14 protein-coding genes are annotated in these 18,887 nt (G+C 63.7%); 3 read left to right on the top strand and 11 right to left on the bottom strand.

Annotated features, from left to right (window positions below):
- Positions 1-110: 110 nt before the first annotated feature.
- The 5 genes from prmB to dapC all read right to left on the bottom strand — a co-directional run bounded on the left by prmB (position 111) and on the right by dapC (position 5,595).
- On the bottom strand, positions 111-1,082 hold the full coding sequence (prmB, locus tag ACTPOI_RS20635; protein WP_440112234.1) for a 50S ribosomal protein L3 N(5)-glutamine methyltransferase: 972 nt from the start codon (positions 1,080-1,082) through the stop codon (positions 111-113).
- Positions 1,079-2,278 carry a succinyl-diaminopimelate desuccinylase gene (dapE, locus tag ACTPOI_RS20630; RefSeq protein ID WP_440112232.1) on the bottom strand — a complete coding sequence of 400 codons (1,200 nt, stop codon included), beginning with the start codon at positions 2,276-2,278 and terminating at the stop codon, positions 1,079-1,081. Before dapE ends, prmB begins: the two co-directional genes overlap by 4 nt.
- A 35-nt stretch (positions 2,279-2,313) precedes the next feature.
- Positions 2,314-3,477 (bottom strand): PilT/PilU family type 4a pilus ATPase, encoded by a 1,164-nt coding sequence (locus tag ACTPOI_RS20625; RefSeq protein WP_440112230.1) that lies wholly within the window; start codon positions 3,475-3,477, stop codon positions 2,314-2,316.
- Positions 3,478-3,547: 70 nt separating this feature from the next.
- Positions 3,548-4,381, bottom strand: a complete 834-nt coding sequence (gene dapD, locus ACTPOI_RS20620; protein WP_440112227.1) for a 2,3,4,5-tetrahydropyridine-2,6-dicarboxylate N-succinyltransferase — start codon at positions 4,379-4,381, stop codon at positions 3,548-3,550.
- Positions 4,382-4,389: 8 nt separating this feature from the next.
- Complete coding sequence (dapC, locus tag ACTPOI_RS20615) at positions 4,390-5,595, bottom strand: succinyldiaminopimelate transaminase (RefSeq protein ID WP_440112225.1); 1,206 nt, start codon at positions 5,593-5,595, stop codon at positions 4,390-4,392.
- Positions 5,596-5,759: 164 nt separating this feature from the next.
- On the opposite strand from dapC, the gene ACTPOI_RS20610 reads away from it, so the two are divergent.
- The gene (locus ACTPOI_RS20610) at positions 5,760-7,247 is read left to right on the top strand and encodes a methyl-accepting chemotaxis protein (RefSeq protein ID WP_440112223.1); all 1,488 of its coding nucleotides are present in this window, start codon (positions 5,760-5,762) and stop codon (positions 7,245-7,247) included.
- A gap of 102 nt (positions 7,248-7,349) precedes the next feature.
- Here ACTPOI_RS20610 and rsxB read toward each other — a convergent pair whose 3' ends face one another.
- From rsxB to ACTPOI_RS20595, 3 genes are all read right to left on the bottom strand, one after another.
- Positions 7,350-8,075, bottom strand: a complete 726-nt coding sequence (gene rsxB / locus ACTPOI_RS20605) for an electron transport complex subunit RsxB (RefSeq protein ID WP_440112711.1) — start codon at positions 8,073-8,075, stop codon at positions 7,350-7,352.
- A gap of 44 nt (positions 8,076-8,119) precedes the next feature.
- Positions 8,120-9,751 (bottom strand): polyhydroxyalkanoate depolymerase, encoded by a 1,632-nt coding sequence (locus ACTPOI_RS20600; RefSeq protein ID WP_440112221.1) that lies wholly within the window; start codon positions 9,749-9,751, stop codon positions 8,120-8,122.
- 139 nt (positions 9,752-9,890) lie between these two features.
- Positions 9,891-10,991, bottom strand: a complete 1,101-nt coding sequence (locus ACTPOI_RS20595) for a GTP pyrophosphokinase (protein ID WP_440112219.1) — start codon at positions 10,989-10,991, stop codon at positions 9,891-9,893.
- A 344-nt stretch (positions 10,992-11,335) separates the two neighbouring features.
- Here ACTPOI_RS20595 and ACTPOI_RS20590 point away from each other — a divergent pair, with 344 nt between their 5' ends.
- Entirely contained in the window at positions 11,336-14,041 is a 2,706-nt protein-coding gene (locus tag ACTPOI_RS20590) for a bifunctional diguanylate cyclase/phosphodiesterase (RefSeq protein ID WP_440112215.1), read from the top strand.
- A gap of 48 nt (positions 14,042-14,089) precedes the next feature.
- Here ACTPOI_RS20590 and dusA read toward each other — a convergent pair whose 3' ends face one another.
- On the bottom strand, positions 14,090-15,139 hold the full coding sequence (dusA, locus tag ACTPOI_RS20585; RefSeq protein WP_440112213.1) for a tRNA dihydrouridine(20/20a) synthase DusA: 1,050 nt from the start codon (positions 15,137-15,139) through the stop codon (positions 14,090-14,092).
- A 425-nt stretch (positions 15,140-15,564) separates the two neighbouring features.
- On the opposite strand from dusA, the gene ACTPOI_RS20580 reads away from it, so the two are divergent.
- Positions 15,565-16,152 (top strand): lysophospholipid acyltransferase family protein, encoded by a 588-nt coding sequence (locus tag ACTPOI_RS20580; RefSeq protein WP_440112211.1) that lies wholly within the window; start codon positions 15,565-15,567, stop codon positions 16,150-16,152.
- Between the two features lie 24 nt (positions 16,153-16,176).
- Here ACTPOI_RS20580 and ACTPOI_RS20575 read toward each other — a convergent pair whose 3' ends face one another.
- Positions 16,177-18,030: an AMP-dependent synthetase/ligase gene (locus tag ACTPOI_RS20575; RefSeq protein ID WP_440112209.1), complete on the bottom strand. Its 1,854-nt coding sequence runs from the start codon at positions 18,028-18,030 to the stop codon at positions 16,177-16,179.
- A 217-nt stretch (positions 18,031-18,247) separates the two neighbouring features.
- Positions 18,248-18,883: a GntR family transcriptional regulator gene (locus tag ACTPOI_RS20570; protein WP_440112207.1), complete on the bottom strand. Its 636-nt coding sequence runs from the start codon at positions 18,881-18,883 to the stop codon at positions 18,248-18,250.
- Positions 18,884-18,887: the final 4 nt, after the last annotated feature.

The following is an 18,887-nucleotide window of genomic DNA, read 5'->3' as shown; positions in this document are numbered from 1 at the left end:
GAATCAGAAAAAAGCGCACCCGCACATGGCGGGTGGCGTCAAAAAATCGGTGCGCCGGCATGGCTGCCATCGGTCTCACCGCGGCAGCCACCAGGGTGGCGCAAAGCCCTCTATTGTGCCGTGAGCCGGCTTTGGGCAGCCAGGGCCTGCTTTGTGACGAGCAAAACCTGGTCTTCACCGGCACTGGTATCGAGCCAGAACACCGGCAGCTGCGGAAATGCCGCCTCGAAATAGGGGCGCTCGTTGCCGATCTCCAGAATGATCACGGCATCGTCGCTCATGCACGCTGGCGCGGCCTTGAAGAGCTGGCGAACGAAGTCCATGCCGTCCTGTCCGCCGGCCAGGGCCAGCTCTGGTTCGGCGCGGTATTCGCTGGGCAGCGCGTCCATGCTGGCAGCGTTCACGTATGGGGGGTTGCACAGGATCAGATCCCACGGGCCGGGCACGGCAGACAGGCCGTCGGAGAGGCACAGCGCAATGCGGTCTGCCAGGCCATGGCGATCCACGTTGATGCGTGCCACGGCCAGTGCGTCGGGCGAGATGTCTGCCCCGGTGACCTCGACTTCAGGCCAGGCCATGGCCGCCAGCACGGCCAGGCTGCCGTTGCCCGTGCACAGGTCCAGCACGCGCCGGGTCTGGTCGCTCAGGAAATCATCGGCCATGCCATCGACGAGGATCTCGGCAATGAAGCTGCGCGGCACGATGGCACGCTCGTCCACGTAGAACGACACGCCTTGCAGCCAGGCCTCGCGCGTGAGATAGGCGGCGGGTTTGCGGGTGCGGATGCGTTCTTCAAAAAGTGTAGCAACCAGGGCAGAAGATTCGGGCGCTACCGGCTGTTTTTGCACCGAGTCGGGGTTGTCCGACAGATCACTGTCCAGCGGCAGGCCCAGCCGCCACAGCACCAGCCAGGCGGCCTCGTCGTGGGCGTTGGTGGTGCCGTGGCCGAAGGCGACGCCTGCCGCGACAAGCGACTGCGCACCGGACTCGACCAGCGCGCCGACCGTGTCGCCTTGCACGGGCTGCACGGCGCTGGTGGGCGCAGCGTCAATACCTGGTTTGACGGATGTGGGCCCCGTCATGCCTGCACCGCCTGCGCACGCGCTGCCACGGCTTGCGCGTGCAGGTTTTCCAGCGTGCGGCGGTAGATGTTCTTGAGCGGCTCTATGTCGGCAACGACGATGTGCTCGTCGATCTTGTGGATGCTGGCGTTGGGGGGGCCCAGTTCGATGACCTGGGGGCACACCTGCGCAATGAAGCGGCCATCGCTGGTGCCGCCGGTGGTGGAGAGTTCAGTGACGATGCCAGTCTCAGCCTGGATTGCCTGCTGCACGGCCGTGACGAGTTCGCCAGGCGTGGTTAGAAACGGCTGGCCGCCCAGGGTCCAGCGCAGGTCGTACTCCAGGCCGTGGCGGTCCAGCACGGCATGCACGCGCTGCTTGAGGCCGTCGGCGGTCGATTCGGTCGAGAAGCGGAAGTTGAAGTCGATGACCACCTCGCCAGGGATCACGTTGGTGGCCCCCGTGCCGCCGTGCATGTTGCTCACTTGCCAGCTGGTGGGCGGAAAGAATGCGTTGCCCTCGTCCCAGGTGGTGGCGGCCAGCTCGGCCAGCGCCGGCAGGGCCTGGTGGATGGGGTTGCGGGCCAGCTGCGGATAGGCGATGTGGCCCTGGATGCCGCGCACGGTGAGCTTGCCGCTCAGGGTGCCGCGGCGGCCGTTCTTGATCATGTCGCCGGTGCGCTCTACCGAGGTCGGCTCGCCGACGATGCAGTAGTCCAGCACCTCGCCGCGGGCGTGGAGCTGTTCGACCACGACCTTGGTGCCGTCAACCGACGGGCCTTCCTCATCGCTGGTCAGCAAAAAGGCCATCTGGACCATGGGCTCAGGGGTGGCAGCGAGAAACTCTTCGACCGCCACTACAAAAGCGGCGATGGAGGTCTTCATGTCACTGGCGCCGCGGCCGTAGAGCTTGCCTCCGCGGTGCGTGGGCACGAACGGGTCGCTGCTCCACTGCGCAAGCGGTCCGGTGGGCACCACATCGGTGTGGCCGGCAAATACTACTGTTTTGATAGCAGAAGAGGCAATTGAATCAAGGGCTACGGGCCGTTTTGCCCATAAATTGCTGACCCGGAAGTCTGCAGGGCCGCTGTCCATGCGTTCGCACACGAACCCCAGGGGGGCCAGGCGGGTGGCAAGCAGATCGAGGCATCCGGCGTCTTCGGGGGTGATTGAGGGCCGGGAGATCAGTTGCTCAGCCAGGTGCAGGGTGCGTGACATGGGGATAGGAAAGGGGGATGTGGGGCGTGGAACGATCAGGCCGCTGGCTTGACGTCCAGCACGATTTCGGTAAAGGAAGGTTGGTCGTCCTGGACATCGCGGGCTTCTTTCTGTGCTTTGGCCGCGTTGGCCGCCAGCGAGAAGTCGTTTTGCAGGCGCCACATCAGGTTGGTGGGCGAATCGGCGTAGGCCATGCCTTCCTTGCGGTCGATCTTGCCGTCCATGATGAGTTTTGCGAGGGCTTCCTCAAAGGTCATCGAGCCTTCGGCCATGGACTTTTCCATCGCCTCGCGCACGCCCGAAAAGTCGCCGTTCTCGATGAGGTCGGACACGAGCTTGGTGTTGAGCATCACCTCGACAGCCGGTACGCGGCCGCCCGCCACGGTGCGCACGAGTCGCTGCGACACGATGGCCTTCAGTGCCGAAGCCAGGTCGCCCAGCATGGTGGGGCGTACTTCCACGGGGTAGAAGCTCAGGATACGGTTGAGCGCGTGGTAGCTGTTGTTGCCGTGCAGCGTGGCCAGGCACAGATGGCCCGACTGCGCATAGGCAATGGCAGCCGACATGGTTTCGCGGTCACGGATTTCGCCGATCAGGATCACGTCGGGTGCCTGGCGCAATGCGTTCTTGAGCGCCGTTTGCAGGGACTGCGTGTCGCTGCCGATCTCGCGCTGGTTGACGATGGAGCGCTTGTTCCTGAACTGGTATTCGACGGGGTCCTCGATAGTGAGGATGTGACCTGTCAACACTTCATTGCGCGTGTCGATCATTGACGCGAGCGAGGTGCTCTTGCCCGAGCCCGTGGCGCCCACCATCAGGATGAGGCCGCGCTTTTCCATGATGAGGTCCCGCATGATGGGCGGCAAGCCCAGCGAGTCGAATTCAGGAATCAGCTGCGAGATGAAGCGGACCACTACGGCGTAGCTGCCGCGCTGGCGCATGGCGCTGACCCGGAAGCGGCCGACACCGCTCAGGGGCACGCCCATGTTCAGCTCGCCGGTCTCCTCGAGCTCTTCGATGCGGTCGGGCGGAACGATCTCCGAGAGCAGGTTGCGCGGCGCATCGGCCGGCAGGATCTGGTTGTTGACGGGGATGCACTCACCGTTGATCTTGATGAGTGCCGGCGCGTTGGCAGACAGGTAGACGTCCGAGGCCTTTTTCTCGGCCATCAGCCGCAGGATCCGTTCCATCGTGCTCATGTAGCTCCCCCTCTCGTTGTCGTTGTCTTGAACAGCCCTGGCCGCACAGGTGCAGCCGGGGCTTCAGCCATCAGTCGCGCAGCAGGTCGTTGATGCTGGTCTTGGAGCGGGTCTGCGCATCCACCTGTTTGACGATGATGGCGGCGTACATGCTGTAGGGAGCGCCATTGGCGGCCGTCTTGGGCAGGTTGCCGCTGACCACCACCGAACCCGCGGGCACGCGGCCGTAGCTGATCTCGCCGGTGGCGCGGTTGAAGATGGGGGTGCTCTGGCCCAGGTACACACCCATGCCCAGCACCGCGTTCTCTTCCACCACCACGCCTTCGACGACCTCGGAGCGGGCGCCGATAAAGCAGTTGTCTTCAATGATCGTGGGGCCGGCCTGCAAGGGCTCCAGTACACCGCCGATGCCCACGCCACCCGACAGGTGCACGCCAGCGCCGATCTGTGCGCACGAACCCACGGTGGCCCATGTATCCACCATGGTGCCTTCGCCCACATAGGCGCCGATGTTCACGTACGAGGGCATCAGGATGGCGCCCTTGGCGATGAAGCTGCCGCGGCGTGCCACTGCGGGCGGCACCACACGCACGCCGGTGGCCTTCATTTCGTCTTCGCTCAGGTGCGCAAACTTGGTCTGCACCTTGTCGTAGAAGCCCAGGTCGCCAGCGCGGACCACTTCGTTGTCACGCAGACGGAACGACAGTAGCACGGCCTTCTTGATCCACTGGTGCACGGTCCACTGGCCTACGGCCTGGCGCGTGGCCACGCGCAACGTGCCGTTGTTCAGCTCGGAGATCACCTGCTCGACAGCATCCACCGTTTCCTTGGGCGCCGTTGCAGGAGAGAGCGAGGCACGGTTTTCCCACGCGTTGTCGATAAGGGTTTGCAGTTGTTGGGTCATTTGGGATGTCAGGCAGTACGGGATTGAATGAATTGGACAATGCGCAGGGCGGCTTCCACGCACTCCTGCACATCGGCGACCAGCGCCATGCGCACACGCTGCGCGCCGGGGTTGCTGCCTTGCGCCTCACGGGCCAGATAGCTGCCGGGCAGCACCGTCACATTGTATTGAGCCAGCAGCTCACGCGCGAACTCGGCGTCGTCCATGCCCAGCGCCTCGGGTACCTTGGCCCACAGATAGAAACCGGCATCCGGCAGGGCCACGTCCATCACGCCCGCCAGCAGCGGTGTGACCTGCGCGAATTTCTTGCGGTAGCGCGTGCGGTTCTCGACCACGTGCTGCTCGTCGCCCCAAGCTGCAATGCAGGCCGCCTGGATAACGGGGCTCATGGCGCTGCCGTGGTATGTGCGGTACAGCAAAAACGCCTTGATCAGGGTCGCGTCGCCCGCAACGAAACCGCTGCGCAGGCCCGGCACATTGCTGCGTTTCGAAAGGCTGGTAAACGACACCAGGTTGCGGAAATCACTGCGACCCAGTTTCGCGGCCGCCTCCAGGCCGCCCAGTGGGGGCTCGTCCCGGAAATAGATCTCGCTGTAGCACTCATCGGAAGCGATGACAAAGCCGAAACGATCGCTCAACTCGAAGAGTTTTTTCCATTCGCCCAGCGGCATGACCGCGCCCGTAGGGTTGCCCGGGGAGCAGACGAAAAGAAGCTGCGTGCGCTGCCATACCGATTCCGGAACCGCATCCCAGTTGACCGCGAAGTTGCGCGACGGGTCGCTGGCCGCATAGTAGGGCGTCGCTCCCGCCAGCAAGGTGGCGCCTTCGTAGATCTGATAGAAAGGGTTGGGGCACACCACCATGGCCTGACCGCCTGTGGGGTCGATGATGGTCTGCGCAAAAGCAAACAGCGCCTCGCGCGAGCCGTTGACGGGCAGCACCTGGGTGGCTGCGTCCAGCGTTAGCGCGTAACGCCCCTTCACCCAACGCGTGAACGCCTCGCGCAAGGCCGGCTCGCCTGCTGTTGCAGGGTAACTTGCCAATCCCGCAAGGTTGATACTTATCGCATCTTTGATAAACTGTGGTGTCGGATGGCGAGGTTCACCCATCCCCAGACTGATAGCGCTGTAGCTGGACGGGGGCGTCACCCCGGCAAACAGCTGCCGCAGACGCTCAAAGGGGTAGGGCTGAAGGTGGGAGAGCAGGGGGTTCATGGGCTGCCATTATGAAGTGCCGCCACAGCGCCCCGGCACACTGGTGGCAAGGCAATTGCGCTGACCGTTGGTGGTAAACCCTACGCCCCATTGTCAATTGACAGTAAGAACGCGCCCATAGGATCCGGGCGCGCACGCAGTAAATAATGACAACAGGAGACACGATGCCGGAGTACCTCCCCTTACGACCAGGGCTGTGGTGGATGCGCAAGTGGCGTCTTCCCGGCAAGGTGCTGACCCTGGCCCTGATGATTTTGGTGGCAGTTGTCACCGTCGGCTTGCAGGCCCCGTGGTGGGTCGCGGGTGCGGCTTTGACAGCGGTGCTTTATGTGCTGGTGGCTTTGTACGCGAGCCTTGCTGCAGACCTGGCAGGTCTTTCGCGCACCATGGAGCTCACCACCGGCGGCGATTTGTGTGCCCGGTCGGCGGCCTATGGGCAAGATGAAATAGGTGATCTTGCAAAGTCGCTCGACCGGATGGTGGTAACGCTGTCGTCGATGGTGGCCGATATCCGGAGCAATGCGGCGCTGGTGGCCCACGCCGGCAAAAGCCTGGCTGAAGGGAACCGGTCGTTGGCAGACCGCACCGAGCAGCAGGCTGCCAACCTGGAGCAAACCGCCGCCAGCGTAGAGGAGTTGTCTTCCACCGTACAGAACAACGCCCAGACCGCCCAGGACGCCAACGCGCGCGCGGCGCAGGTACGCACGGCTGTCGATTCCGGCGCACAGGCGATGTCGCGCGCCGTCGAGTCGGTCGAGGCCATCCAGCAAGGTGCGCGCCGGATGAGCGAGATCATTGGCGTGATCGACAGCATTGCCTTCCAGACCAACATACTGGCGCTGAACGCTGCGGTGGAGGCCGCGCGGGCGGGAGAGCAGGGCAGGGGGTTTGCCGTGGTGGCCGCCGAGGTCCGGAGCCTGGCCAAGCGCTCTGCCGACGCCGCACGCGAAATCCGCGAACTGATCAGCGCATCGGTGAGCCAGGTGGAAACCAGCGCCGGACTCATCCGCTCGGCCGGTTCCGGCATTGCCGAGATGGCCAGCGGAATCCGCAGCGTGGCGGGCAGCATGAGCGAGATATCGGGCTCGAGTTCTGACCAGAGCACAGGGCTGCGCGAAATCAGCGCAGCAGTGCAACAGCTCGACCAGATCACCCAGAACAATGCCCAGATGGTGGTCGAAGCCGTTCACCAGGCAGAGGCGCTGGAAAGCCGGGCATCCACGCTGTCGCGTGCCGTGGCGGCCTTCAGGCTACAGCAAGGTACGGCAGAAGAGGCGGTGGCGCTGGTCAGCCGCGCCATATTGCTGCACAAGACTACAGGCCGCGAGCAGTTCCTCCGGACGCTTACTGACAAGAGCCAGCCGTACCATGACCGCGACATGTATGTGTTCGTCCTCGACACTGCGGGAACCTACCTTGCGTTCGGAGGCAACCCCGCCAAGGTAGGTACCCGCGTTCAGGACATCCCAGGCATCGCGGGAGACCGGCTGGTGGCGGACATCACCCAGCAGGCGGACCGCGCACCGGGCTGGGTTGAATACGACATTACCAACCCGGCAACGGGCGTGGTGCAGACGAAGATGTCCTATGTCAGCAAGGCCGGTGATTTCTATGTAGGCTGCGGCGTCTACAAAACCCTTGCCGCACGCTGACTCGCGGGGTTGACCGCGTGCCTGCCGGGCATCCGGCGTCTACTTGTACGGTGCAGTCGTTCAGGATCCTGCCGCGCGCTGTTTTTTTGTGGGCTGGTCCGGTCAGCGCTTGCGGGCGAAGGCCCGCCGCTGTCGCGCCCGCTCAAGTGCCGCAGCGATGGCTGCCCGCCGGGCGGCGGCTCCTGCATCTTGTAGTGCAGGCGCTGTAGCGAGTGGATTTTTGGGCACATAGGCTTCGTCAGCCTCAGGCCCCATTTCTTCGCAGCCCGCGTCGGCGTCCGGCGACGCACCCCTGTTGTCTTCTGTGAGTGCCTCCCACTGCAACCGATCCTTGCGCCGTTCGTATCGTGAACGCGCCTGCGCGGCATCTGCGACTGACCACGCTGCCCACCCCGTGAGCGCGCCGCTTGCACTCTCGATCTGGATGCAGTCCACAGGACAGACTGGAACGCAAAGCTCGCAGCCTGTGCAGTACTGTTCCATCACGGTGTGCATCCACTTGTTGGACCCCACGATCGCATCGGTAGGGCAGGCCTTGATGCACAAGGTGCAGCCGATGCACCAGGCTTCATCGATGAAGACTGTAGTTCGAGGTGCCTCTAGGCCGTGGGCGGTGTTCAGGGGTTGAACATCGTTTCCCGTGATCTGTGCCAGCCGTGCAATGCCCCCGGCGCCGCCAGGCGGGCACTGGTTGATAGCTGCCGTGCCCTCCGCGATTGCGCCGGCATACGCTGCGCAGTCAGGGTATCCGCAGCGCGTGCACTGGGTTTGCGGCAAGGCCGCATTGATCTGCGCGGCGAGCCCTGCCAGGCCCGAGAGCGAAGGCACAGCCTCCCGTGCCACCGGGGCAAGGGAGGCGACGGCCCTTTCCGTCAAGCCTTGCCAGCCGCGGCGCGGCGCTTGCCCGAGGGCGCGGCGGGAACCGGCGAAGCCGCTGCTACCGCGGGCGCTGTTTGCGCTGCCTTGGGGATGACAGCAGCGGGGGCAGTCGCAGGGGCTGCGGCTTCGTCGGGCGTCACCCAGCGGGTGGCGACCTTGCCAGCAGGAGCCCGGACGGACGGCGCCGTCGCCTTGCTCACCGGCTGCTTGGCGGCAGGCTTTGCAGTCGCCTTCTTGACGGTAGAAGCCTTGCTGGGTGCCACAGCAGCATCCTTGGCAGCCACGATCTTTTCAGCCATCGCAGGCGCAGACAAGGTTGCGGGCGCGGCATTTTGCAGGACCAAGGGCGCCTTTATCCTGGGCGCATCGTGCGAAAGGATGAATGCGCGCACCTGCGGGTACACCACGTCGCGCCAGCGGCGGCCGCTGAAGATGCCGTAGTGGCCTGCACCCTTGGCTTCCAGGTGCTTTTGTTCCTTGTGCGTGATGCCGCTGCACAGGCCATGCGCTGCCTTGGTCTGGCCAGAGCCCGAGATATCGTCCAGCTCGCCTTCCACCGTGAACAGCGCAGTGGTCTTGATGTCCTGGGGGCGTACGCGCTCGATCTTGCCCTTGGGCGACCGAACGTCCCAGGTGCCGTGCACCAGTTTGTAATCCTGAAACACGGTCTTGATCGTTTCCAGGTAGTAGTCCGCGTCCATGTCGAGCACGGCGTTGTACTCATCGTAGAACTTGCGGTGGGCTTCGGCGCTCGCGTCGTCACCCTTGATCAGGTCCTTGAAGTAGTCGTAATGGCTTGTGGCGTGCCGGTCGGGGTTCATGGCCACGAAGCCGGTGTACTGCAGGAACCCGGGGTACACGCGCCGCCCGGCACCCGGGAAGTTCTCCGGTACTCGGTAGATCACGTTGTTCTCGAACCACTCGTAGCTGCGGTTCGTGGCAAGGTTGTTGACCGATGTCGGCGACTTGCGCGCATCAATGGGGCCACCCATCATGGTCATCGTCAGGGGCGTCGTCTCGCCACGGCTTGCCATCAACGACACGGCAGCCAGAACGGGCACCGTGGGCTGGCACACGCTGATCACGTGACAGTTGCCGTATACGCCCTGCAAATGCCGAATGAACTCCTGCACGTAGTTCACGTAGTCATCCAGGTGGAACTCACCATCCGACAGCGGCACCAGGCGGGCGTTTTTCCAGTCGGTGATGTAGACCTTGTGGTCCTTGAGCATCGTCCGCACGGTGTCGCGCAGCAGCGTGGCATAGTGACCCGAAAGCGGCGCCACGATCAGTACCACCGGCTGGGTCTTGAGCTTGGTGAGGGTCGCAGGATCGTCGGAGAAACGCTTGAACCGGCGGAGCTCGCAAAACGGCTTGTCCATCTCGATGCGCTCGTGGATGGCCACGCCCACGCCGTCCACATCCACCGACGTGATACCAAAAGCCGGCTTTTCGTAGTCCTTGCCCAAGCGGTACAGAAGGTCGTACCCGGCAGACATGCGCTGTGCCAGAGGGCTCTGGCTGAGCGGGGACAAGGGATTGCTGTACAGCTTGGCGGCTGCCTGTGCAAAGTCGGTGAATGGCTCCATCAGCGAGCGCTGGGTTTCGTAGATGTGATACAGCATGGGGCGAAACTCCGTTATGTTGCAGTGCAATATAGCAGCAGATACCCAGTAACGCATGGAGTGGAACCACCAATGGCGAGTCGCGGGCGCGACATGGGCTAATTCAGCACTGCGTCAGCGTCGAATGCTCAGGAATCTGTCAGCCTGTGGCCGAAACCTTGGGCTCCCCCTGTTCAGAAAGCCAGGCAGAAAACGCTTCACGGGCGGAATTACGCAGTGCGGGCCGAAAAACCGACCTGTCGTGCATAAAAAGGCAGTGCCGCATGACGGTGTACGGGTTGAAGCTCGCCTGCGGGTTTTGCTCTTCAAAGTGCTGCTTGTAGCGTTTGACGACCGCCACGGTTTCGCGCATGAGCGCGTTGAACCGGGCCCGCGTCATCCCGGGCGACCATGCGTGGATGTCGTCCACAAAACCATCCACCTTGGACGGCTCGAACTCGAAGTCCTTGAAAAAGTGTGTCGCAATCTTGAGGAAGGTGAAGGCATTGAGTTCGCTGTTGGGCGTACCCGCCGATTTTTCCGAGGCCGGCGTGGGTTGCTGCCCGGCTTCTTCAGCGGCTTCTGCCGTTTCATCGGGCGCCTGCAGGATTTCGGCCGCTGTGGCGTCCCGGATCTGCCGGAACTCGCGGTCGGCCAGCTCAAACAGGGCTGACAACACATTGATTCGCCGCTTGAGCTGCCCCGGAATGGACTTCTTGTACTTGATACGGTGGTCCAGCACGCTCCACGAATCCTGAATGATGGTGCGGACCTGCAATTCGAACGGCAGGTAGACCCACGGCGAATGCTCGGGTGGCACCTTGTCGGGCGTGGCGAGCTTCAAATCGAGGTGAAGGCCCTTGTAGCCAAAAGACGCCTCGGTGCTTTCCACCGCCGAAGCCTTGTCGGTCACATCGATCACGGCAAAGTGGCTGCGCACGATGTCGGCAACTTTCTCCAGTTCGTCTTCATACAGGCAGACGACCCGCACACCGATCAGGTCCGTGATGAACGGGCGAATCTCGTACGGGGTGTTCTGCTCTTCCAGCACCGAGCGGTACTTGCGCACAAACTTCCGGATGCACTCGTCGATGTCCTTGACGCGCCCCTCCACCTTGGCAATGTCCACCCCGCCGGTCTGGGCGACTACCTTGCCCACGATGCGGGTCAGCTGCCGGCAAGCCTGGTCGAGTGCAGCATGCTGTTCGGCATAAAGACGGCGAAATTGTGATTCCTCGAAATCAAAATCGAGCGTGGGCATGAAACGGTCCGGCGAAAGAAGTTGTGATGTAGCGGATGGAGTCCGCGGTGCCGCGGAGCCATACCGCGCAGTCGACGCGGTGGGCCAGCGGCGGTAGCCAGCGTTCCTGACAAGAGCATAGCGAGCAACAGGGCGGCGGCCGAAGCCAACAGCAGAGGCCAGCGGGGATGTCCGTCATCATTCACCATAATAGGGCAGCGTTGGCCATCAGGCTGCGTCACTGCATGCGTCTCATGAACCCACCTACGCCCCCTGAACCCAGGGTCCCCACAGATCTGTCCCCGTCAGGCATCGGCGACGCGCGTGAGGATGCCACGGCTAGTCGCAAGTGGCTTGCATGGGCCATGCCACCGATGCTGGCTGCGGTTCTGCTGGGCATAACGTTTCTGTATTGGCAAACCGCAGCGCGCAGCGCACACGATAAGCGCGAACGGAACTTTGAGGTCGCAGCCGACCATATTGCGTCCAATATCAAGGACCGCATGGCGGTCTATGAAATGGTGCTGCGCGGCGTCAAAGGGTACTTTGAAGGATCCGACCAGATCGACAGGGAAGAGTTTCAGACGTACGTGTCCGCACTCCGGTTGCCTGAAACCCGCCCCGGACTGAGGGGTGTGGCGCTTGTCCCTCTTGTCTCGCCGCACACCTTGGCAGCGCACGTTGCGGACATGCACCAGCGTGGCATGCGCAACTATGCAGTCTGGCCGTCGAACGAAGGCAATGTGACTGCGCCGGTGATGCACATCGAACCTCTGAACGTATCGAACCGGAAGGTGCTGGGATTCGACGCGCTGACTGTGCCCGCACTGAGGGCGGCCATGGAGTCGGCTCGCGCGTCCGGAGAACTCCGCATCTCCGAGCCTGTGGTGCTGCCAGCGGATCCATCCGATGCCCCCACTGGCGTGGTGATGTACCTGCCACTGTACTCGCCCGAGGCAGAGACCAGCACAGGGGCCGGCCGAACCGCAGGACTGGTGGGATGGGTGTCCGCTGCGTTCCAGATGAGGCAGGTCGTCCAGGGACTTGCCGCCGAGTTCGACGCTGATATCGATATTCACATTGCCGATGCCGCTCCTGAAACCGCCAGACGCGACCTGTACGGAACGGCTGGCGAGCCAGCCGCGCGCGATGCCGCTGCTGGCGGCGAGCTGATAACAGAAAGGTGGATTGAGGTCGGTGGGCGCAGATGGCTCGTTCGCATGACGCCGACGCCGGCGTTCGACCTGCGCTTCAGGGACGATGGACACCATGCGATTGCTGCCATTGGCGTGGTTCTCAGCGGGCTTTTGGCATGGTTCGCATGGGTGCTGGCCACGCAGCGCGAACGCGCAGCGGCCTTGGCCCGCACCGCCACAGCCAGCCTGCAGATTGCCCGCGATGAACTGGAAAGCACGCTGAACGCGGTGCCCGACCTTCTTCTGGAGCTTGACGGGAAGGGACGGATCCACCAGTACAGGTTCTCCCGATCAACAGGACAGACCCTTGCGGCGCAGACATGGGTGGGGCGGCTCTTGCAGGACGTTGTGTCTCCCGATGCTGCTGCAGGCTGCATTGCGGCCCTGGAAGCAGCCGAACGCAACGGTTATTCAGCCGGTCACCAGTACACCCTGGATGCAGGCGACGGGTCCACGCGCTGGTTCGAGCTGTCGATTGCGCGCAAGGAAAACACGGCACTCCAGCCGAGGGCACGTTTCGTCGCGTTGGCGCGGGATATCACCGAACGCAAGTTCGCCGAGGCCAAGGCACGGCAACTGGCCAATTTCGACGTACTGACCAACCTGCCGAACCGCAGGATGTTCATGGACCGCCTCGACCATGCGTTAGCCCTGGCGCGACAGTCCGGTCAGGTTGGGGCCTTGCTCTATGTCGATCTGGACAACTTCAAGCAGATCAATGACGCATTGGGCCATTCGCTGGGCGATGCACTTCTGGTGAGCGTGGCAGCCCGGTTGTCGGGCCTGCTGCGTCCGGGCGATCTGGTAGCCCGGATGGGAGGAGACGAGTTTGTGGTGCTCGGGCAAAACCTCGGGGCCGACACGGAGACCGCGGGTCGACTGGCGCTGATAGAAGCCGAGCGCATACGCACCGCGCTGGAGGCACCTTATGCCATCGGCTCGCGGGAATACACCAGCGCGGGCAGCATTGGCATAACACTGTTCCCCAAGCACGGGGAAGCCGCCGAAGACCTGCTGCGTGAGGCCGACACGGCCATGTACGGCGCCAAGGGCCAGGGACGCAACCGCGTGCGGTTTTTCGAAGTGGCAATGCAGGCTGACGTGCATCAGCGGATGTCGCTGGAGCAGGACCTGGGCAGGGCCCTCGCAGAGGGGCAGCTCTCGGTAGCCGTTCAAAGCCAGGTCAACGCTGCCGGGAAGCTTGTGGGGGGCGAGCTGCTGATGCGATGGATGCATCCCGATCGCGGCAACATCACACCTGCCGTCTTTATTCCCATCGCGGAAAGTTCGGGCCACATCGTACGCATGGGCACCTGGATGATCGAGCAGGCCTGCGAGGTCCTGGCTCGGATGCAGCGCCTGGGGCTTTCGCTTTCGCTGTCGGTCAACGTGAGTCAGCTGCAGTTCCGGCAAGACGATTTCGTGATCCGCATTCGGGAGGTGCTGGAGCGCACAGGGGCGAGTGCACAGCTGCTGGTCCTGGAGGTGACGGAAAGCCTTCTGATCGAGAACCTCGATGACACCATCGCGCGGATGACGGAACTGGTCGCGATGGGAATCCGGTTTTCCATCGACGATTTCGGCACCGGGTATTCCAGCCTGGCCTATCTCAAGCGGTTGCCGCTGTATGAACTCAAGATCGACAAAAGCTTTGTGCAGGATACTCCGCAGGACCCCAGTGACACCGCCATCGTGCAGTCGATCATCTCAGTGGCCAGCCATCTGAAGCTGCATGTGGTGGCAGAGGGCGTGGAAACCGCTGCCCAGGCCGATTTCCTGGTGGCCAGCCATTGCCCAGGCATGCAGGGGTACTTCTTTGGCAGGCCAGTGCCCATGCAAGAGTGGCTGGCCATGCTGCCAGACGCCCAAGGCTGACAAGCGCCGGCCGGATTTCCGGGGTGCAGGGTGCCGGTACGCCCGGGACTAGCCCGCGGCAGTCATGGAGTCCGGGACACCTTGCGGCGTCTCTGGTCCGGGCGCGGCATACGATTCTTTGGCCAGTGCGTGGACTTCGCGAGCGGGCCGGTCCTTCAAAAGGTGGTTGCTCCAGACCTGGCGCCAGATGCGTGCACCCGGCAAGCTGTGTCGCAAGCCGAGCATGTGCCGGGCGATGTGTGGCCAGGGAGTTCCGTACCGGGCTGCCTCTTGCTCCATGTAGGAGACCATGGCTTCCTCGACCTCCTCGCGCGTCAATGGGCACGGCTGACCGCCGTAGTAAAGCGCGTCCCATCGGGCAAGCCACCAGGGGTTGTGGTATGCCTCGCGGCCGATCATGACCCCGTCCAGCAGCGCCAGCTGTTCCTGCACCACAGCGTCCGTCTGTATGCCACCATTGATGGCAACTACCAGGTGGGGAAAATCGTTTTTCAGCTGCCGTACGACTTCGTAGCGCAGTGGAGGAATGTCGCGGTTTTCCTTGGGCGACAAACCTTGCAGCCAGGCGTTTCGCGCATGCACGATGAACACCGTGCAGCCGGCGTCCGCCACGGTGCCCACAAAGTCGCGCACGAACGCATAGTCTTCGTTCTTGTCGATCCCGATGCGGTGCTTCACCGTGACGGGCACATCGACCACGTCCTTCATGGCCTTCACGCAATCAGCCACCACCATCGGTGCTTTCATCAGGCTCGCTCCGAACGCGCCCCGCTGTACACGATCGCTGGGGCACCCGCAGTTCAGGTTGATCTCGTCGTACCCCCACTGCGCACCCAGCCGGGCCGCCTCGGCAAGGGGCCCGGGCTCGTTGCCTCCCAGCTGCAAGGCCACCGGGTGCTCCTCAAGGTTGAACCGCAAATGCCGCTCGGTGCCGCCGTGGATGATGGCGCCCGCGTTGACCATTTCCGTGTAGAGGAGCGTCTGGCGCGTGAGCAGGCGGTGAAAGTAGCGACAGTGGCGGTCTGTCCAGTCCATCATCGGCGCGATGGACATGCGCCATGGGCTGTGGCTACCCGGGCTGAAAGAGTCTTCGGTCATCTTGAAAGAGGCATTGCCAGCAGCGCTGCGGTGTACCGCCTGGAGCTGGCTGAACGGAGGGTGATGGAGCGCACGCGCAATTCCTGACAAGCGCTGCAGACACCTATTTTCGCAGGGCTAAGCCCGGACTGGTGGGATGCTCCGGCGGCGATCCCTTCATCGAAACGGGTGGATTGTTCCTTTCCCGGCGCCTCCGACCCAGACCGGACACCGCCGGTGGATATCTCGGCAGTCAGGTTGTAGCAAAACGTTTCAGCGATACTTCCGAGTTCTGGCTTGCTGGCGCTCATGGCCGGGTGGTGCACTGCGGGTTGGCTGCTGCTTGATGACGGGCAGGCAGGCCGCATCGAAAAATCACGCCAGCCTGCAGCCTGTTCTGAAATCTTTTTTTGCAGTGGCGCTGGTCCATCTGCCACTGAAACCCCATGCATTCGACGATCTTCGACACGCCCGTCGTGAACACCATGCTGCGCGGCCTGTCGCGCTTCATCCTGCGCGCCGCCGGCTGGAAAGTGGAGGGGGCACTACCCGCCCATGCCGCAAAAAGCGTGCTGATTGCAGCGCCACACACCAGCAACTGGGACCTTCCATTCACTCTGATGCTGGCCTTCTCGCTGCGGCTGCGGGTGTACTGGATGGGCAAGGCCAGCCTTTTTCGCATGCCGTTCGGGGGCGTGATGCGCTGGCTGGGGGGCATCCCCGTGAACCGCTCGCAGTCGAACAATCTGGTGGCCATGTCTGCCCAGGCGCTCAAGGATGCCGACGGCCCCATGCAGCTGGTAGTGCCGCCAGAGGGCACACGCGGCAAGACGCGGCACTGGAAGACGGGCTGCTACCACATCGCACGCGAGGCCGGGGTTCCCATCGTGCTGGCCTACGTGGACTACGGCCGCAAGGTGGGCGGTCTGGGCCCTGTGTTTCAGACCACCGGCGACGTGGATCAGGACATGGCGGCCATCAAGGCGTTTTACGCCCCCATCAAGGGAAAGAACCCGCACCAGTTCGAGACCTGATCGGAGGCGCACCTGCGCGGCCGGCTACCGCCCCGCAGGCTTTTGATAGATGGCCTCGATGGCCTGCGCGAAGTGTGCGTTGAGGTTGTTGCGCTTGAGCTTGAGCGTGGGCGTCATGAAAGTGTTTTCAATGGTCCAGGGCTCCAGCGTCAGGTGCACGGCGCGTGGCACGGCGTAGCGGGCAAACATGGCGGTGTTCTTCTCCATCCGCGCCAGTACGGCGCGGTGCACGCTGGGCTGGTTCAGGTGGGCGGCGTCACGGGCATCCAGGCCCAGGTCAGCGGCAAGGCGTTGCCACTCGTCACGGCGCACCACGGCAATGCACGCGATGAACGGCCTGTTCTCACCGATCACGAAAGCCTGCTCCAGCAGCGGGTCGGCCAGCAGGGCCAGTTCCAGATCGCCAGGTGGCACCTTTTCGCCCGTGGAGGTGACGATGATCTCCTTGATGCGGCCCCGGATGTAGATGCGGCCGTTGACGATGTCGGCCTGGTCGCCCGTCCCGAGCCAGCCGTCGGGCTGGATGATCTTTGCGGTGTCTTCGGGCCGCTTCCAGTAGCCCTTCATCACGATGTCGCCGCGCACCTGCAACTCGCGGTTGTCACCGATGCGCACCTGCACTCCGGGCAGCGCCTTGCCCACGCAGGCCGGGTCGTTGTCGTCCAGAGAGTTCACGGCCACCACGGGTGATGTCTCCGTCATGCCGTAGCCCTGCACCAGCGGCAACCCCAGGCCCAGGAAACACCTGGCAATGGTGGGCGACAACGGTGCGCCCCCGCTGACCGCCACACGCACGCGGCCGCCAAACTGCGCGAGCAGCGGCTTGGCAACCAGTGCGCGCAGCACGGGCCAGGGCAGGGCGCCCATCCAGCCTGCTGCGGCCGGGTCGGCCTGCGGTGCGGGCAATCGCTGTGCTGCGCAAAAGCGCGCCCAGCCCATGGCCTGCGCGGCCTCGTACAGCCGCATCTTCCATGGGGTGGGCGACAGCTTTTCCAGCAGCTTTGCGTGGATGCGTTCATAGATCCGCGGAACCGACACCAGCACGGTGGGGCGCACGGTCTTGAGGTCTTCCGCCAGCAGCGCCACCGAGCGCGCATACGCAACGCAGCTGCCCGCCGCAATGGGCAGGTAGTAGCCGCCCGTGCGTTCAAAGGTGTGCGACAGCGGCAGGAACGACAGGAATACGTCGTCCACCGTGGGCGCAATGCGGTCAAGCACCGCCTTCACATCGCTCACCACGTTGCGGTGCGTCAGCATCACGCCCTTGGGTTTGCCAGTGGTGCCTGATGTGTAGACGATGGCCGCTAGGTCGCCTGCAACGGGCTCTTCGCGGGCGTGCGAAGTGCCTGCGTCTGCCGCGCCCGCCAGCCATTGCGCCAGGCTGCCCACCACGGGCCCGCCTTGCAGCGGCGCAGGTAGCGCAGGCTCGGTGCCGGGCTCCGTCACGATGACGGCGCGCAACGCCGGAAACGCGGTACCGGTGGCGCTGATGCTTTGCCACTGCGCCAGGGTGCTGACGAACAGCACCGACGCTTCGCAGTCCGCCAGTATGTACGCGATGCTCCCCGCGTTATCGATGGCATGCAGCGGTACAGGCACGCAGCCAGCCGCCAGCACCGACTGGTCGGCGCACATGGCGTGGATGCCGTTGGGCAGCAGGATGGCCACCCGTGCCGCGGTCGGCAGGCGCATGGCAGACAGCGCGTGGGCCCAGCGGTTCACGCGCTGGGCGGATTCGGCCCAGGTGAGCGTGACCCAGCTCGCAGATGCGGGGTCGTACGCGCGGTAGGCGGCTGAATCGGGGGTGCTGGCAACGCGGTAGGCCAGGAGCTGCGGCAGCGTCTGGACGCTGGCAAGGTCGGTCGGGAAAGGGGTCATCAAGCTCTGCGGTAGCGGCACGGGCCAGAGGGCACGCATGCCTCAGTGAAAACCCTAGGGATGTTACCCGCCTAACACCGGGCAGAGGCCTGGGCGCAGGCCGGTTGTGTTGCAAATGGTGCGTTCCTGATTTCGGAACAGTGGCCGTATGCCCGCGCCACGGAATGCCTCCGCCGTCTTGGCGATGTGAGGCTGTCCCTCCCCAGAGGGTTTGCAGTTAGGTCGCTGCTACCAGCCCCTGCGCAAAGTGTGCCTGCATGGCCTTGCGCGTGCGCTTGGCATCTTGCGCCTGCAGGGCCGCCATGATGGCCCGGTGCTCGTTGAGCGAATCAGCGATCCGCCCCTCCTTGAATAGCGAGTTGTGCCGGTTGAGCTTCATGACCTTGCGCAGGTCGGCCACCATCTGGCTGCGCCAGCGGTTGTCGGCCAGCTCCAGCAGCAGCATGTGAAAGCGTTCGTTGACGGCGAAGAATTGCTCGCGTTCGGCCGCGGCTGCCTCCAGCTCGGCGTGCAGTGCCACCAGCGTGGCCAGCTGCTCGGTTGTGGCGCGCTCGGCCACCACGCCCGCGGCGTCGCTCTCCAGCAGGCTGAGCAGGTGGTACACGTCGCGCAGGTCTTTTTCGCTCATCTCCGTCACGTAGGCGCCGCGCCGCACCTTCATCGTGACCAGGCCTTCTGCCGCCAGCACCTTCAGTGCTTCGCGCAGCGGGGTGCGGCTGATGCCGAATTCCTCGGCAATCTTCAGTTCGTCGATCCAGCTCCCGGGCTCCAGCTCGCGGCGGAAGATGCGCTGGCGCAATTGCTCCGCCACTTCTTCATAAAGCGCACGAGGGGTGAGGGTGAGGGCTGACATGGAG

This window comes from Acidovorax sp. BL-A-41-H1 (genome assembly GCF_051942715.1).
The sequence above is the reverse complement of the archived record's forward strand: the minus strand, read 5'-3'. Positions and strand labels throughout refer to the sequence as shown.

Coding starts and splice junctions, on each gene's coding strand:
- dapE (WP_440112232.1), bottom strand. CDS start 2,278: ATGTCACGCACCCTGCACCTGGCTGAGCAACTGATCTCCCGGCCCTCA.
- prmB (WP_440112234.1), bottom strand. CDS start 1,082: ATGACGGGGCCCACATCCGTCAAACCAGGTATTGACGCTGCGCCCACC.
- dusA (WP_440112213.1), bottom strand. CDS start 15,139: ATGACCGAAGACTCTTTCAGCCCGGGTAGCCACAGCCCATGGCGCATG.
- ACTPOI_RS20595 (WP_440112219.1), bottom strand. CDS start 10,991: ATGCCCACGCTCGATTTTGATTTCGAGGAATCACAATTTCGCCGTCTT.
- ACTPOI_RS20575 (WP_440112209.1), bottom strand. CDS start 18,030: ATGACCCCTTTCCCGACCGACCTTGCCAGCGTCCAGACGCTGCCGCAG.
- dapD (WP_440112227.1), bottom strand. CDS start 4,381: ATGACCCAACAACTGCAAACCCTTATCGACAACGCGTGGGAAAACCGT.
- ACTPOI_RS20610 (WP_440112223.1), top strand. CDS start 5,760: ATGCCGGAGTACCTCCCCTTACGACCAGGGCTGTGGTGGATGCGCAAG.
- ACTPOI_RS20590 (WP_440112215.1), top strand. CDS start 11,336: ATGCCACCGATGCTGGCTGCGGTTCTGCTGGGCATAACGTTTCTGTAT.
- ACTPOI_RS20600 (WP_440112221.1), bottom strand. CDS start 9,751: ATGCTGTATCACATCTACGAAACCCAGCGCTCGCTGATGGAGCCATTC.
- ACTPOI_RS20570 (WP_440112207.1), bottom strand. CDS start 18,883: ATGTCAGCCCTCACCCTCACCCCTCGTGCGCTTTATGAAGAAGTGGCG.
- ACTPOI_RS20625 (WP_440112230.1), bottom strand. CDS start 3,477: ATGAGCACGATGGAACGGATCCTGCGGCTGATGGCCGAGAAAAAGGCC.
- dapC (WP_440112225.1), bottom strand. CDS start 5,595: ATGAACCCCCTGCTCTCCCACCTTCAGCCCTACCCCTTTGAGCGTCTG.
- ACTPOI_RS20580 (WP_440112211.1), top strand. CDS start 15,565: ATGCATTCGACGATCTTCGACACGCCCGTCGTGAACACCATGCTGCGC.